The organism is Virgibacillus sp. Bac332, assembly GCF_003667785.1.
GTDB lineage: Bacteria > Bacillota > Bacilli > Bacillales > Amphibacillaceae > Virgibacillus > Virgibacillus salarius.
Genome location: NZ_CP033046.1, coordinates 4,519,074 through 4,534,042, shown reverse-complemented (window position 1 = coordinate 4,534,042; position 14,969 = coordinate 4,519,074). Strand labels below are relative to the sequence as shown.

General features: G+C 37.5%; 16 protein-coding genes. 7 read left to right on the top strand and 9 right to left on the bottom strand.

Annotated elements, in window-relative coordinates; translation table 11 throughout:
• The first annotated feature begins 54 nt into the window (after positions 1-54).
• The 4 genes from D9782_RS22120 to D9782_RS22105 all read left to right on the top strand — a co-directional run bounded on the left by D9782_RS22120 (position 55) and on the right by D9782_RS22105 (position 3,016).
• Positions 55-252, top strand: a complete 198-nt coding sequence (locus tag D9782_RS22120; RefSeq protein ID WP_121603995.1) for a hypothetical protein — start codon at positions 55-57, stop codon at positions 250-252.
• A gap of 207 nt (positions 253-459) precedes the next feature.
• The gene (locus tag D9782_RS22115) at positions 460-1,359 is read left to right on the top strand and encodes an ROK family protein (RefSeq protein ID WP_121605762.1); all 900 of its coding nucleotides are present in this window, start codon (positions 460-462) and stop codon (positions 1,357-1,359) included.
• 375 nt (positions 1,360-1,734) lie between these two features.
• On the top strand, positions 1,735-2,553 hold the full coding sequence (locus D9782_RS22110) for a hypothetical protein (protein WP_121605761.1): 819 nt from the start codon (positions 1,735-1,737) through the stop codon (positions 2,551-2,553).
• Between the two features lie 265 nt (positions 2,554-2,818).
• Positions 2,819-3,016 (top strand): hypothetical protein, encoded by a 198-nt coding sequence (locus D9782_RS22105; protein ID WP_121604194.1) that lies wholly within the window; start codon positions 2,819-2,821, stop codon positions 3,014-3,016.
• Here D9782_RS22105 and D9782_RS23850 read toward each other — a convergent pair.
• Positions 3,006-3,140 carry a hypothetical protein gene (locus D9782_RS23850; protein WP_256365760.1) on the bottom strand — a complete coding sequence of 45 codons (135 nt, stop codon included), beginning with the start codon at positions 3,138-3,140 and terminating at the stop codon, positions 3,006-3,008. The two genes, D9782_RS22105 and D9782_RS23850, sit on opposite strands and share 11 nt — an antisense overlap.
• Before the next feature lie 124 nt (positions 3,141-3,264).
• Between D9782_RS23850 and D9782_RS22100 the strand changes: the two genes are divergently transcribed.
• The 3 genes from D9782_RS22100 (at position 3,265) to D9782_RS22090 (ending at position 6,325) form a co-directional block, all read left to right on the top strand.
• A complete protein-coding gene (locus tag D9782_RS22100; RefSeq protein WP_162986488.1) occupies positions 3,265-3,714 on the top strand; it encodes a hypothetical protein in 450 nt (149 codons plus the stop codon).
• Between the two features lie 220 nt (positions 3,715-3,934).
• On the top strand, positions 3,935-5,515 hold the full coding sequence (locus D9782_RS22095) for an esterase/lipase family protein (protein ID WP_121605759.1): 1,581 nt from the start codon (positions 3,935-3,937) through the stop codon (positions 5,513-5,515).
• Positions 5,516-5,869: 354 nt separating this feature from the next.
• The gene (locus D9782_RS22090; protein ID WP_121605758.1) at positions 5,870-6,325 is read left to right on the top strand and encodes a hypothetical protein; all 456 of its coding nucleotides are present in this window, start codon (positions 5,870-5,872) and stop codon (positions 6,323-6,325) included.
• A gap of 101 nt (positions 6,326-6,426) precedes the next feature.
• Here D9782_RS22090 and D9782_RS22085 read toward each other — a convergent pair whose 3' ends face one another.
• The 8 genes from D9782_RS22085 to D9782_RS22050 all read right to left on the bottom strand — a co-directional run bounded on the left by D9782_RS22085 (position 6,427) and on the right by D9782_RS22050 (position 14,828).
• Complete coding sequence (locus D9782_RS22085) at positions 6,427-8,127, bottom strand: DUF6044 family protein (RefSeq protein ID WP_371413978.1); 1,701 nt, start codon at positions 8,125-8,127, stop codon at positions 6,427-6,429.
• A complete protein-coding gene (rffA, locus tag D9782_RS22080; RefSeq protein WP_121605756.1) occupies positions 8,087-9,217 on the bottom strand; it encodes a dTDP-4-amino-4,6-dideoxygalactose transaminase in 1,131 nt (376 codons plus the stop codon). The genes D9782_RS22085 and rffA overlap by 41 nt, the downstream gene beginning before the upstream one ends.
• 4 nt (positions 9,218-9,221) lie before the next feature.
• On the bottom strand, positions 9,222-9,578 hold the full coding sequence (locus D9782_RS22075) for an EamA family transporter (RefSeq protein ID WP_121605755.1): 357 nt from the start codon (positions 9,576-9,578) through the stop codon (positions 9,222-9,224).
• Between the two features lie 2 nt (positions 9,579-9,580).
• Positions 9,581-10,270 carry a GNAT family N-acetyltransferase gene (locus D9782_RS22070; protein WP_121605952.1) on the bottom strand — a complete coding sequence of 230 codons (690 nt, stop codon included), beginning with the start codon at positions 10,268-10,270 and terminating at the stop codon, positions 9,581-9,583.
• Positions 10,271-10,274: 4 nt separating this feature from the next.
• Positions 10,275-11,255 carry a glycosyltransferase family 2 protein gene (locus D9782_RS22065; protein ID WP_121605754.1) on the bottom strand — a complete coding sequence of 327 codons (981 nt, stop codon included), beginning with the start codon at positions 11,253-11,255 and terminating at the stop codon, positions 10,275-10,277.
• Complete coding sequence (rfbB, locus tag D9782_RS22060; protein ID WP_026680105.1) at positions 11,216-12,253, bottom strand: dTDP-glucose 4,6-dehydratase; 1,038 nt, start codon at positions 12,251-12,253, stop codon at positions 11,216-11,218. The genes D9782_RS22065 and rfbB overlap by 40 nt, the downstream gene beginning before the upstream one ends.
• On the bottom strand, positions 12,253-13,179 hold the full coding sequence (gene rfbA / locus D9782_RS22055) for a glucose-1-phosphate thymidylyltransferase RfbA (protein ID WP_121605753.1): 927 nt from the start codon (positions 13,177-13,179) through the stop codon (positions 12,253-12,255). Before rfbA ends, rfbB begins: the two co-directional genes overlap by 1 nt.
• Before the next feature lie 485 nt (positions 13,180-13,664).
• Positions 13,665-14,828: an acyl-CoA dehydrogenase family protein gene (locus D9782_RS22050; RefSeq protein WP_121605752.1), complete on the bottom strand. Its 1,164-nt coding sequence runs from the start codon at positions 14,826-14,828 to the stop codon at positions 13,665-13,667.
• Between the last annotated feature and the right edge of the window lie 141 nt (positions 14,829-14,969).

The window sequence follows — 14,969 nt, the reverse complement described above, 5'->3', positions numbered from 1 at the left end:
TCATAAGTAATAGGTTGACTTTTTTTACAATGGGTAAAGTGAAAATCGCTATCCGTGAGTATAAAAGCAGCTGTGTTACTTCATGCTAGCGTTGTAGAGCCTGATAATAGCGAAGGCTTGCCACTTCAACTCCTGTGGGAAATGTTTGACCTGAAGATCCACTTTTTTGAGCGGGTTTTGCTAAAAAAGTTAGCTGAAGGACAAACCCCACGGAAAGGGAAGTGGGCAGCCGGAGTGGTGGTCAAGCAGTAGCTATTATTCCATAATAGCTACTAGAGGAAGCGTAAATCTGAGCATTTAGTGATAAGGAATGAGCGAATTTTGCTCAGTTTTTCTTATTCATGGGAAACAGGTGGAAATTGTACTTTGAAAAGGTTAAACAGATGTAATGCTTCTATCGCATTTATTGGAAAATAAGCATGGTTAAGGAATGTGTTGTAAGGAAAGTGAGGAGTGCTAATGAGGTATGCTATCGGAATTGATATTGGCGGTACGACAGTGGAAGCTGGTATCGTCAACGAGAAAGGAGACTTAATTCAAAAGGAGTCAGTCCAAAGTGACCCCTCAAATAAAGAGAAAATGTTTCTACAAGTTATTCAATGTGTAAACCAACTCCTAAATCATTCTAGTATTCCAGAGGATGAGATATACGGGATTGGTGCTGGTATTCCTGGAAAAATAGATCGTAGAAATGGGGTAGCGGTCTTTCAGAATAACCTTCCATGGTCTAATTTTCCAATAGTTCATCGTCTACGGGAAGCGCTAGGAATCGATAATATTGTAATTGATAATGATGTATATATGGCAGCATTTGCGGAATGGAAAGAGGCAAAAATGCTTGAGGATGAACTATTTGTTTATATTACGATTAGTACAGGGATTTCTTGCTCCATTATTCAAGGGGGAAACTTTATAAGGGGAGCAGGCTTTGCTGGGGAGCTGGGATTGATACCCGTTTTTACACACACAGCTGATCATAGCATGGAAAGATTAGAACATGCTGCATCTGGCCCAGCTATGCAAGCAAAGGCAAGGTCCATTTATGTCAATGAAGCATTAGTAACGAAAGATATTTTTATTCATTTTACTCGAGGAGAGAGCAATGCAAGTAGATTGGTGGACGAAATGATTCATGCATTAACCCAAGGTGTTTACATGATTAATAGTATATTAGATCCGCACAAGATTGTTTTTGGTGGGAGTGTTGCAACATATAATCCCTATATATTACCTTTACTAAAGGATAAGTTAAAAAATTACTTGATTGAAGAACAACTACATATTCTTCAAAACATGGAAATAAGTAATTTGAATAATGGTCAAGGAATTATCGGTGCAGGTTTACGTGCATTCAGGTAAGGAAATTTATAGAAAAAGAGGTTGTACATTTTAGTGGACTAAGCATAAATAAGTAGAAAAGTAATGGGAATGGAATACTTGATCCATACAGTAGATACATAGTAAGGTTCACAATCAGCTTGATTAGAATAGAGATGCACTTTTTGGGTAGAGTGCATTTTATTTGGGATAGAAAGGGAAGCCTCCAACCTATAGCTAGGGTGATATAACGTTAACACGATCTATTCAAATGAAGCTAGACAAATTCGCTTTACCAGTCAACCTGAATCCTCCATATAATTCTAGACTACATAAGAATGGGCACTTGTGTAACCTTAACATTCCAGCTATGCTATTAAAGGTAAACAAACAACTATGACATGGGAGATGGAATGTATGCAGTCTGTCATAACGTGGGGATTAAGAATTTCCATTGTATCCTATACGTTTCTACACCTTGTAACTTACTTTTTTGAAAAGAGATTATTGCTGTATGCTTTAGCATGTTGTGGTTTATTTATACTAATATTTGCTAGTTTATCAAAGACGTTAAGACAATTTAAACTCCCCTTTTTCCTATTTATCACCGGCTTTATTATCCTCCTATTTTCTAAAGTCTCTATTGGGGAGGGACTATATAGTGGACTATTGCAAATGCGAAGCATCGTTGGACTTTTAGTCATTGTACCAATGATCAGTTGGGTACTTCGTGAAGAGCCTTATATCGAGGACATCATGGGAATGGCGCATAAATCTTTGAATACAAGTAGAAAGTTTTATCTAGGGATGATGTCATTAACGCAGGTTTTTTCTTATTTTCTTTTATTCGGTGCAATACCGATGATGTATCAATTCATTAATCAAATCCTGTATAAGAAAAAAACTGAAGCATGGGAAAACTATAAAGGAACAGCCCTCTTACGGTCTTTTGCTTTATCTACGATGTGGGTAGTGAGTATTCCTAGCTTCATTTTTGCAGTGGAAACGATGAATGCCTCGCTGTGGATTTGTATTTTACAAGGATTTGGTATTTCCGTTTGTGGGACAATGATTGCGGTACTATTTTCGTATTTTCAAGAAAAGCATTATGGTGTAAATTTGACATACGGGCTACAGGATGAGATTGCTGAAATATTACTTCATGCTGATCCAATTGAGGAAAGAAAGAAAAAAGTGATCGAATTTATTTTTTTATTTCAAGTTAAGAAAGTATAAAATCAGTGCAATGACTGCGTTAAGCCAAGTAGTTATTTTGAATGTTAGATGTATATTGGCAATGCTCCGACTAATTACTTCGCTTTCCGCGGGCTCGACCTCAACTAACTTTGCAAAGAAGAACACGTTGCAAAGTGGATTTTCGGCTCGCGCTAATCCCGGAGGAGTCTACATAATTAGTCTCCGCTATGAGAAGGTGCAACAATTCTTGTCATAAGTAATAGGTTGACTTTTTTTACAATGGGTAAAGTGAAAATCGCTATCCGTGAGTATAAAAGCAGCTGTGTTACTTCATGCTAGCGTTGTAGAGCCTGATAATAGCGAAGGCCGGCTACTTCAACTCCTGTGGGAAATGTTTGACCTGAAGATCCACTTTTTTGAGCGGGTTTTGCTAAAAAAGTTAGCTGAAGGACAAACCCCACGGAAAGGGAAGTGGGCAGCCGGAGTGGTGGTCAAGCAGTAGCTATTATTTCATAATAGCTACTAGAGGAAGCGTAAATCGGAGCATGTAGTGATAAGGACTGAGCGAATTTTGCTCCGTTTTTCTTAATTAGTTTATTTGGATCAATCTTTATTATCCATGCCATTTTTTCCGCGGATCTAATGATGGTAATTCCTCTAACAGTGATAATCTGGACTTGCTTCTATTACGTGGTCAAAAAGAAACCGAAAAAATTTGTAGAAGAAGCGAAAATTTACTTTCAGCAAAATATGACAAATCAATCATATCAGCTTAGCATTATGTTCGGTGCAGGAGTATTAATTTATGCGTTAAATCAAACAAATTTTGGTAATTATGTAGTGGATGGTGTTTATGCGTTGCAAGAGATGCTACCATTTATTAATATCCTATATCTTCTTCCATTTATTGTGATTTTCCTTGGGTTTATTGGAATGGGACCATTAACCGTGATGGTTTTAGTAGCAGGAATATTAGAAAATATCGCTCTACCATATCCTCCTGAGTTAATTGTATTAGCAGTCACATCTGGTAGCGTCATCTCTATTTTAATTTCACCTCTGATAATGCCAGTAATTATTTTAAGTGCCTCGAACGGTTTAAATGGTTTTAAAAATGGGATTCGCTTTAATTTTAAATATGCAATCGTATTTTATATTATGGTACAGATTTATGTACAAACGATGATACATCTATGGTGAACAACTGCTGAATTCGTTGGCTACGAATTCAGCAGTTTTTAAAATAAAAGGCTGTAGTGTTTTAAATAATCATCGCTTTATAACTTCTTTACTTTAGTTAGTTATTAAAGAAGCCCTGTTTTTCATAAATATAAAGGAGTAAAAGCCCTTTTCAGTTCCATCATTTTACAATGATGTTTATATAGTAACTACCACTAATATTCTGAATGGGGGAGAAGAGATGACGATTCGACTGCTCGTTATGTTTCTTTTCGGTTTACTTGTAATATCCATTCCGTGTTATGTAGCAGCACAAGCAAAAGGTATAGCTAGTCCACGACTTGTAGGCAAGGGTGACGACATAACGGTATTTGGAAAAGGAAATAACGGTAACGATGAAACACCAGGAGAATGGTTTGTTGGGGAGACACCTGAACATCCACAAGAGGGAGCACCTGTCTTACTATTTGTCCCAGGATTAAATAATGTGGCTCAGATCTTTTGGGAAGACAATGGTTTGTATGAGGCAGCCTATGAGGCAGGCTATCATACGGCATTTGTTCAGCTATACGATGCTGGTGGGGCTTCGGCTGATATGTGGGATAACGGAAGACTACTTGCTGACAAAATTGAAGAAATAGCCGCGCATTTTAATGGCCAGCCAATTACATTAGTTGCCTATAGTAAAGGAGGAGTTGATGCTCAGGCTGCAGTAACATATTATGATGCATGGCAATATGTAGATAATATTATTACGCTTTCTAGTCCACATCATGGCTCACAGCTAGCAGATTTGGCAAATAGCTCCTGGGCTGGTTGGCTGGCAGATTTACTCGGTATGCAAGGGGAAGGCACTACTGCAGTGGAGACAGGATATATGGAGCATTTTCGCTCCATCACTGATTCTGAACCATATGCATACTACAACGATATTTATACGCTTGGAGGAACGGATTGGGGGTCCATATTCTCTGCTACTTGGTATGGTGGCGTCTATCTCTCTAGTTATGGAGATAATGATGGTGTAGTAACAGCTGTTAGTAGTAATTTACCGGGTGGTCAAGAAATTGCTATAGGAGACTGGAATCATACTTCAGTTCGCAGTGAAGTCATATTTCCTGTCTTTGAGAGCTTCATAGCGGATGAATCGGTGCCTGGAAGAAGCTTCTCACCAAGCTCCTATAGAATGCCATTACCCACCTCAGACCATTTAGTACGTGGTAATTCGCTAGTTCAAAATAAGAGCGATCAGCTTTCTCTACCGATTGAAGATGGTGTAGACGAGATAACAGTGCAAGTTTATGCGGCTCATGAATTACATCAGCTTGCATTAATAGATCCATCGGGCAAATCGTATATAGCTACGCAAGCAACAACTCAAGAATCCGGAGGGATATTTACAGGAGCTACTGCATATACAATTCCAGTAAAAAATCCTGTCTCTGGAGAATGGATGGTTGAACTAGGGAGTAAACAGGATAGTGCCTATTTGCTTGTTGTCAATTATGATACTCCAAGGAAGTGGAATCTAGTATCGAATATGAATAAGAATAGTAAAAATAAATCATTTTATTATCAATTAAAGACTGATGATTCCTTCATTCAAGAAGATAGCTTAAAAGCCAGCTATAAAATAGTGGAGTCTGGAACGATGAACGAAGTAAAGTCATTTTCAACGAAAGGAAATGTAGATATGTCTACAAATCTAACATTTCCAAAGAAAAATCAAGCTTATAATATTACCGTAGACATTAGTGGAAAAACAAAGAAAGGTTCTACTTTCGAACGAACCATTATCGATTCTGTATATATTGAGGATTGATGCAAGGAGGCTGGGAGAGACGAATTTTATCCAGATCCTAACCCGAACGGTTTCATTACTTAAAATAGGTTCTATCGTCGCACCATTAAAATACTATGATTTCCGCGGGCGAGGTTTTGTCTCTAGTAAAGCATACTGACTCCTGGGGCTTCACAAAATTTTCTTCTCCCATAGCCTTTTCTATACCAGTCCCTATAAATTGTTTATTTAAGAGGTGTATCTTTCTCGGTTTTCTGTAATATTTTTCGAGTTAAGCTAATGAATTAGTTGAAGATGAATGTTACTAGTCGTTCTAATAATAATTTGTTGTAGCTATGAATAATATGGTAGCAAGCATAAAAAGGAGATGAAACTTTGCATAAACTATTACTATTGCTTTTTATACTTGCTATTGCTGTTGCGGGCACCATATATTTTGTTGTTGCATCATCACCAGAGCATCAAGCAGAGGAGGCTGCCGAGGAATTTTACGCCTATGAGCAAAGAGGAGCTTTTTCTAAGTCCTGGGAAATGTTGCATCCAATGATGAAAGAAAAATTTCCAAAAGGAACGTATATTCAGGATCGATCAGATGTCATTATGAATTATTTTGGAGTACTCCATTTCACATATAGCTTTGGAGATATCGAGGAAATGAAGAATTGGCTTCCTACAGTAGAGGGAGAACCAATTCCGACCGTTTATCGAATCACCGTCTCTCAACATTTTAACGGGAAATACGGTAATTCTACCTTAATACAGGATGTTTATATGGCAGAGGTTGATGGAGAATGGAAGTTGCTATGGGATTATCAAAATATGGATAGTTAATGCATGGAAATGGAGAATAGTCCTGTATATATACTGCTCACTAGAAATCACACATTTCATAAAAGGTCGCGCAGCTCTGCCGTTGAGCTTGCACGATTCCACTAATCTACATGATAAAGCCAAATCTTCCATGCAGCATTAGGGTGTTCGAATGTCTTCTCTAGTGTGAGATGAAGTTCCTCTGCATTATTAATAGGTACAGCTGCTAAGATATACTCTCCTCCCAGATCTTTCAATGCCTTCGTATTTATATCCAGATCTTCAATTGGGTCATTCCGATTTTTGGTATAGAGATAATTTTCACCGTGTTCAGCTACATACATATATAATCTACCGCCCCACGTATCAAAATAATTCTCTAACACTGGATTTTTTTCAAGTTCGTCCGCAATAATTCTCCTAAACGCTTGTTTATAACCCAAAGGAAAACTGTTATTGTATGTATCCAGCGTATAAAACCCATTGTACTGTGCGATAGTTGGATGCATTCCAATACTTACCACTCGGTAATCTTCGAGATTCTTACCAATATATAACTGAATTTCTGTAAACAATTCTTCAGAATAAAATTCTTTAAATGTCGGTGTGCCAATAGAATTATATTTACTTTCCTCATTTAATGGAAATAAAACCAGCCCGCATTGAGCAATAATTAAAATAACAGCAATGAATCTACCAAAGCGAAGGTGTTTCCAAATAATTGCCAATGCTAAAGCAAAGCAGATGTACCAAATAGCTGGATCGAAAAAGTGAATCCGGGCAAAATTGAAGGTGTTGGCAATCATAAAATTATCCTTCACTACACGCCATCCGTCCCAATACCAAAATGCATACCAGATGGAAAGGGAAAAATTAATAAAAAATAATCCTAATAACCATGTTGGTTTAATAGACCGATAGCCTGCAATGATAAAGGCAAACCCAATTACCGGTATAATAATCCAGTAATGCTGTGCCATATCATGGGTATGACCATAGAGGAAATTTTCAAATGATAACTCTACACTTCGTTGCAAGGAATTATGCCCTAAATTTAATGCGTCGCGATGAGAAGTGAATCCCGAACTAAAAAACATGGACGTGATTAATAGGTAATTTTTTAGTACATAAATACTTGTCATTGCTGCAATTGCCCCAAAAAACGGCCAATGAAACTGCTTCAAGCGAATCCAATCGATAAGCCAAATTAGACCCATGATGGTTAAAAAGAAAACAAAGGTTAGCACAAAACTAGACAGAAATGGGATAAGCAATAGGGTTAGCCAATAATACCAAGGTGTTGCTTTCCCATATTTCCGAATGGATAAAAATAAGAACAAGGCTAGTGGTAATCCAGCAATCGATAGCATACCTGATGGCCAATAGGGTAATAAAGCAAACCCTAACGAGGAACCAACAGTAATGATTGGTATCTTCCTACCAAACGAAGTGAAATGCTTTAATAATAGATACATACCGAAAAAAGCCACGAACCGCATGATAGTTTGCCCAATGCTGTACGCTGTCATGGGTTCAAACATGGTATATAGCCATACCATTGCATCTAATCCAGAAGGTAGGGAACTTCTTGGTAACCCATTAATGATGTTGGGAAATATCGTATCCGTTAAGCTAAAAATTTGGCCACTTTCTACAAGCAAGTGATACCATACGATATTGGAGTCTAAATTATCGTGTACACGAATATGTGTGTCTTCACCTAGAATGTAATACGGCATCAGGTAGGCAACGATAACTAGACAAGCAATGCCTACCAGAAGCTTATGGTTGGAAAAACAGTTGTATTTTGTTGACCACATCATTAATTGCCTCTTCTCCTATCCCATAGTAAAGCGGTAAGCGTAATAAGCGATTACTTTCCGTTGTTGTATGCGTATCCTCACCAATAAATGCACCGAATTGTTTCCCAGCATGTGCGCTATGTAAGGGAACATAATGAGTAGCTGTCACAATCTCATGTTCGTCTAAAAACTGTTGCAATTGATATCTTTCTGACTGGTTTTTCATTTTAATATAATACATATGTGCATTATGTTCACATGGATTGGGAACGGTTGGTAAATCAATCTTTCCAGCCAGCTGTAAGTTTAGTAAACCGTGATTGTATTGGTTCCAACTATGTAGACGATCGTGATGGATCTTACTAGCGTGTTCAAGCTGTACGGATAAATAGGCAGCATTAATTTCACTTAATAAATAGGATGAACCAACATCTCTCCATGTATATTTGTCGATCTCTCCACGAATAAATTGAGAACGATTCGTTCCTTTTTCCTGGATCATCTCTGCCCGTTCGCTAAGGGAAGGATCGTTAATGAGTAATGCACCGCCCTCACCACACGTATAATTCTTAGTATCATGAAAGCTAAGTGTTCCCATGTGTCCAATCGAACCAAGTGCTTTTCCTTTATATGTACTCATTAAGCCTTGTGCGGCATCTTCAATAACCCATAAATTATGGCTGTTTGCTAACGTTAATATTTCATCCATATCACAGCTTACACCAGCATAGTGAACGACCACAATGGCTTTGGTTTGATCGGTAATCGCCCGTGCCACTTCCTTTGGATCAATATTCATGGTGCCTGGATCAATATCAACAAATCGAATCGAAGCACCGCGTAATGCATAGGCATTGGCAGTAGAAACAAATGTATAAGAAGGCATAATAACTTCATCATCTGGTTGAACATTCAATAATAAAGCGGTCATCTCTAATGCTGCGGTACAGGAAGGGGTCAGTAATGCTTTATCACAAGTTAACTGGTTCTCTAACCAGTTCGTACATTTTTTTCCAAATGAACCATTACCCGAAATTTTGTTGGACGTGATAGCTTGTTGGATAGCGGTCATCTCTGAACCAATCACACAAGGTTTATTAAACGGAATCATAGAATCACCTCATTATAATAATACCTGCAATTACAAGGGAAAATCCGACTATTTTTGGAGGAGATACTGGTTCCCCAAATAGTACAGCAGAAAGTATAAATACAAGTACAAAAGAAAGACTCATAAAAGGATATGCATAGCTAATATCAAACTTAGTCATCGCTGCCATCCAGCATAGCGCTGCTAGAAAAGCAGAAAACAAGCCAGATAGAATCCATGGATTTAGTAATAACTGTAGTAGGAAATTGATTTTCCCCATAAATGCATTTGGTAAACTTCCATATTGATCAATTTTCCATTTTAGAATTAATTGGCCATAAACTGTGAACCCAATGGTCCCAAGAATATACAGATATCCCATTGTTACACCCCAACTGGTAAAGAGCCATTTAATTTATGATAGACATCTACAGTACCATTTAATCGGAAGCCTAATGAAATAAAAACATTTAATGATGCCGGATTCGAAGGAGAAATCGATGTTCTGACTTCCTCATAATTGCCAATACGAAACAATTCATCAACACAATGGCTGGTAAACGATTTTGCAAGACCTCTCCCGCGATAGGATTTATCCATCGCTAGTAGAAGGACTTTATTAGAATCATAAGCAAAGAAGCCAGCTAAATGATTTCCGTAGATTAGCGCAACAATTTTATCTGCTTGAATTAAATCATTTACCCAGTTTTTATAGCGATGATCAGCCATGAAATTAGGAATATTAAAGTCACGATGAAATCGTCCATTTGTAAAGACTTCACCAGCGATTTCTAAAATATGTGCTTTATCATAATCTCTAGAAAGCTCCATACCATCTTGTTTGAATAATTTCAATTTGCTTTTTTGGCATACTGGTTCTATTAACGTATCTGTATAATAAAAGCCGTATTTATACAACTTCTCTGTATTGATAGTTGGATCAATCTTTAGAGTGAAATGTCCTTCTATTTGATTCGTTTCCTGTAAGGCTTCCTCTGAAGCGCTGGTGAGCTCATACGTATTAATATGAAAATTCCGTTTATCCCAAGGGGTTGGTTTTAAGTATGTGTCCATGCTATCAGCTCCGTTTGTTTGTTTCATATTCTTTACTGTCTGTTGTTTCTCTTATCAAATAAAGCGGCCGATCTTTTGTTTCATTAAATACCTTTCCGATATATAATCCTAGAATTCCAAAATTAAAGAAAATCAATCCACCAATGAAATAGATAGAAACCATGACACTTGTCCAATCTTGTACAGGTTCAGCAAGGAAAAAATATCTACCAAATAAGTACATACCGTAAATAAAGGATACAGAAGAAATAAGAAATCCGAATTGAATGGATAGCCTCAATGGCTTATTAGATTGGGAAATAATCGCATCCGTTGCTAACGTAATTAATTTCTTTAGATTATAGGAAGATTTCCCTTCTTTTCGTGCGTCATGTTCAATTGGAATAGAGGTGCTTTCATATCCCATCCAATGCAAAAACAAGGGAAAAAAACGATTTTGTTCTCGCATTTGTCGATAGCCTACTACTACTTTTTGAGATACGATACTGTAATTGGCAATTGTATAATCAGATGTCCCACCAGAAAAATAATCATAGATGCGGTAGAAAAATTGTGATGACTTCTTCTTCAACCAATTATCTCTGCGTTCCATACGTTTTCCGAAAACCACCTCATAACCTTCTTGACTCTTTTCATACAATTTTTTTATTTCTTCTGGTCGATCTTGTAAATCACAATCCATGACGACAACCCAGTCTCCGTTTGTGTAATCAAGTCCTGCCGTTATTGCATGGTGTTGTCCAAAATTTCGAGCTAAGTTCAATCCTCTAATTTGTTTATCTTTATTATTCAAATCTTTAATGGTCTGCCAAGCATTATCCGGACTAGCATCATTAACTAGAATGATTTCGTATTGGGCTGGAATCTCTTCTATCGTAGTTTTGATTCGACTGCATAATTCACGGAGGCATTGTGTACAGCCGTAGACCGGAATAACGACAGAAATTAATGGACTTTGCTTTTCGCCCATTGCCTTATATACCATTTTATAGTCTTCTGAAGGCCGGTATGAAAGTCCTCTACCGGTTTCCAGCCCAATTCTGTTCGTATTTTTTGATCGTCAACGGCATAACGTTGATCATGTCCAGGGCGATCTTTTGTATACGTGATAAGCTCCCCATGCGAAGAAAGGCCATTTTCCCTTTTAGACTCAGGAGTTAGCTCATCTAAAATGTGACAAACCTTCTTAGCAATTGCTATGTTTGTCTGTTCATTGGAACCACCAATATTATATTTTTCCAAAGATTTCCCATGATGAAAAACAAGATCGAGTGCACCACAGTGGTCTGACACATATAACCAATCACGAATATTAGATCCGTCACCATAAATAGGAATTGCTTCCCCTTTTAGTGCTTTTCGAATAATGGTTGGAATTAATTTTTCATCATGCTGTTTTGGACCGTAATTATTTGAACTACTCGTCACCACTACATCCATTCCGTACGTGTATCCAAAGCTTTTAACGAGCATATTTGCCCCAGCTTTTGATGCACTATAGGGATTTCGAGGATTATAAGGTGTTGTCTCCGTAAATTTCCCTTTTTCACCTAATGAACCGTAAACTTCATCTGTAGAGATATGATGGAATCGTCTGTGTTGTAATTGCCGCTTTCTTTGCCAATCATTTTTGGCAATTTGTAGTAACACCATGGTTCCAAGCACATTTGTTTGAATAAAATGGTTAGCATCTTCAATAGATCTATCTACATGTGATTCAGCTGCAAAATGAATAACACCACCGATATCATAGCGATTGAATATAGTTGTAACAAGTTGTTCATCCGTAATATCTCCATGAATAAAATGGTAGTTAGGTGAATCACTTACCTCGGTTAAATGTAATAGATTACCTGCATACGTCAGTTTATCGAGATTGATAATAGTATAGTCTGGGTGTTTTTTCATGAAATATGGAATGAAATTAGCACCGATAAACCCTGCGCCGCCAGTAATTAAGATAGTAGATTTATTTGTTTTCATTATTCAACCAGCCCTAGCATTGGATTACGATCAATAGTATCCCAATATTGTTGTGTGTGTTTACGGTCAGCGATTTCTAATAGATAGGCTCCATAATCGTTTTTTTTCATCGCTTTTCCTTTTTTATATAATTGCTCCCTAGAAATATACCCTAGGTAATAGGCGATTTCCTCGAGACAAGCTAACTTAAACCCTTGACGTTGTTGAGTAATTTTAACAAATTCCGATGCGTCAAACAGTGATTCATGGGTTCCAGCATCCATCCAAGCAAATCCTCTGCCAAGCAGTTCTACATCTAGCTGCCCTCGTCTTAAATATGCTTTATTTAAATCTGTGATTTCGAGTTCTCCTCTTGCTGATGGTTTTAATGTATTTGCTAGTTTCACAGCTTGATTGTCGTATATATAAAGTCCAGTCACGGCAAAGTCAGATCTTGGCTCCTCCGGTTTTTCTTCGAGTGATATTGCCTTTTGTCGATGGTCAAATTCTACGACACCGAAACGACCTGGGTCCTTTACACGGTAACCAAAAATAGTTGCATGCTTATGATTTCTAAGCGCATGGCGAAGTAGTGTTGTAAACCCTTGTCCGTAGAATATATTATCTCCTAGAATTAACGTGACAGCGTCATTCTTTAAAAAATGTTTAGAAAGTGTTAAAGCTTCTGGAATGCCATTAGGTTGTTTTTGTTCACTATACTTCAAGGTAATACCTAGTGATGAACCATCTCCGAGCAGTTCTTCAAATCTTGGCTTAGCTTCGGGTGTACTAATAATCATGATTTCCTTAATACCCCCAAGCATGAGAACAGATAATGGATAGTAGATCATTGGCTTGTCATAGACTGCTAGCAAGTGCTTATTGATACTGTCTGTGCTAGGAGAAAGTCTTGAACCACTTCCCCCAGCTAAAATGATTCCCTTCATGTACGACACCCCTTATCTCGATATCAATGCATCCATATTTTAACAATAGTATCTTATATAGTATTACCTCAAATGTCTTCATTCTAATCTTACATTTTTATTTCAAAAGTATGTCAAAGATAAAAAAGGGGGAATGAAGGAGTTGAAGAAGTAGAGAAATAAGTATATCATTTGATAATTAGCTAGATTTTAAGTTTTTATTTCGAACAACAAACTAGTATCACATATCTACAAGTGAAAGCTAAATTGTTTTAAATGGTTCATTTTCTATACGTAGTAGTCTGTTATGAAGTCGTTGAAAACTAGAAAAGATTGCCTCTCATCTAGCCTAGAAGGTCAAGAGAGGGGCAATCTTTTCATGTATCTCGTAAATTGCTATAAGCGTGGCATAGAAATAGTTTATCTAAAAATAGAAAAACAGAAGCTCTGAAAGAATCGTAAAATAAACATGTTCTTTGCTAGTGTACGAATGACTTTTAAAATAATTATAGGTTGTTTCTAAATTCGCTTATACTTTTTGATGCTAATTGTATAATGGTCATATCATCCATTGGTGGATTATGCAATCCAGCACGAACATCTCTATAGTATCGTTGAAGTGGGTTACTGCTAGATAGGCTACGCGCTCCGTTAATTCGCATCGCTAAATCAACTACTTCAATGGCTTTATTAACAACGGATAGTTTTACTGCGCCTAACAGAGGTTTCATTTCTGAGCGCTGATCTATCGTAGCATGGTCCCATTTTTCTGATACACCATAGAGAAAGTATTCGCTTTCCATTAATAGAAGTTCCATTTCTCCTAGTTTTTGCTGTACGTTTGGTATGTCGGAGATGGTCCCCTTAATGCTATTTGGAGAGTAGCTAGAAGCAAATTGTAGGGCAGTTTCCTGGGCTGCTCTAGCAATACCTAAATAACATGCAGGAATATGGAGCAGCCAACCAGCTGCTGGTTTTTTCTCTGATGAAAGCTCCTCGACAAAATCGCTGTCGTCCAATTTCACTTGATCTAAAACTAAGTCGTGACTTCCTGTACCTTTCATCGCAATAGAGTCCCAAGTCTCATCAATAGATACACCGTCACGTTCGCGTTCTACTAAAAAATTCCCTGTCTTATCCGTTCCCTTTATAGAAGCACTTACTATAAAATATGAAAGCACTGGTGCTAATGTTGTAAATGTTTTTCTTCCATTAACAAGCCAGCCGTCATTGGTTCGTTCTGCTGTAGTTTCTGGTCGCCCACCCCTAGTAGGACTACCAGTGGCTCGTTCAGACGCTGCATTATTTAATAATGCACTATTTGTCAATACATCTTTCATAACGGATTCATACTTTTGAGGTTCCCAAGCGTCTGTTTCTCCTAAATGCTTCGTAATTCCCATATGCCAACCTATTCCTAAAGCCGTTGAGCCATCCATTTTAGCAATGATTTCTTGCATCTTGAGCATTTCAGTTAGTGAAATGCCTAATCCTCCATACTTTTTTGGAATGGTTAGTGAAGGGTAGCCAATTTCTTTTAAATCGCGGAAGTTTTCGAAAGGAAATACATCATCCTTATCCAGTTGGTATGCACGCTCAGCAAACACGCTTACCTTATCTTGTAAGATTGCTACCCTTTCCTCTGCCGTTTTAAAATCTGCAAGCTTCATTATAATGCCTCCTCATGTTTTGTTGCCTGGAACTGCCTTTACATTGTATAGTTCCGTTAAAATTCATGGGCTATTTTCACTTATTAGCATTCAATGGTTGATTTTTGTGCTTATCTTTATTATTCCATTAATCAAAACATC

What these genes read in the sequence shown, in the direction of transcription:
- D9782_RS22115 (WP_121605762.1), top strand. Translation starts at nt 460, where the DNA reads ATGAGGTATGCTATCGGAATTGATATTGGCGGTACGACAGTGGAAGCT.
- D9782_RS22110 (WP_121605761.1), top strand. Translation starts at nt 1,735, where the DNA reads ATGCAGTCTGTCATAACGTGGGGATTAAGAATTTCCATTGTATCCTAT.
- D9782_RS23850 (WP_256365760.1), bottom strand. Translation starts at nt 3,140, where the DNA reads ATGGCATGGATAATAAAGATTGATCCAAATAAACTAATTAAGAAAAAC.
- D9782_RS22100 (WP_162986488.1), top strand. Translation starts at nt 3,265, where the DNA reads ATGACAAATCAATCATATCAGCTTAGCATTATGTTCGGTGCAGGAGTA.
- D9782_RS22095 (WP_121605759.1), top strand. Translation starts at nt 3,935, where the DNA reads ATGACGATTCGACTGCTCGTTATGTTTCTTTTCGGTTTACTTGTAATA.
- D9782_RS22085 (WP_371413978.1), bottom strand. Translation starts at nt 8,127, where the DNA reads ATGATGTGGTCAACAAAATACAACTGTTTTTCCAACCATAAGCTTCTG.
- rffA (WP_121605756.1), bottom strand. Translation starts at nt 9,217, where the DNA reads ATGATTCCGTTTAATAAACCTTGTGTGATTGGTTCAGAGATGACCGCT.
- D9782_RS22075 (WP_121605755.1), bottom strand. Translation starts at nt 9,578, where the DNA reads ATGGGATATCTGTATATTCTTGGGACCATTGGGTTCACAGTTTATGGC.
- D9782_RS22070 (WP_121605952.1), bottom strand. Translation starts at nt 10,270, where the DNA reads ATGGACACATACTTAAAACCAACCCCTTGGGATAAACGGAATTTTCAT.
- D9782_RS22065 (WP_121605754.1), bottom strand. Translation starts at nt 11,255, where the DNA reads ATGGTATATAAGGCAATGGGCGAAAAGCAAAGTCCATTAATTTCTGTC.
- rfbB (WP_026680105.1), bottom strand. Translation starts at nt 12,253, where the DNA reads ATGAAAACAAATAAATCTACTATCTTAATTACTGGCGGCGCAGGGTTT.
- rfbA (WP_121605753.1), bottom strand. Translation starts at nt 13,179, where the DNA reads ATGAAGGGAATCATTTTAGCTGGGGGAAGTGGTTCAAGACTTTCTCCT.
- D9782_RS22050 (WP_121605752.1), bottom strand. Translation starts at nt 14,828, where the DNA reads ATGAAGCTTGCAGATTTTAAAACGGCAGAGGAAAGGGTAGCAATCTTA.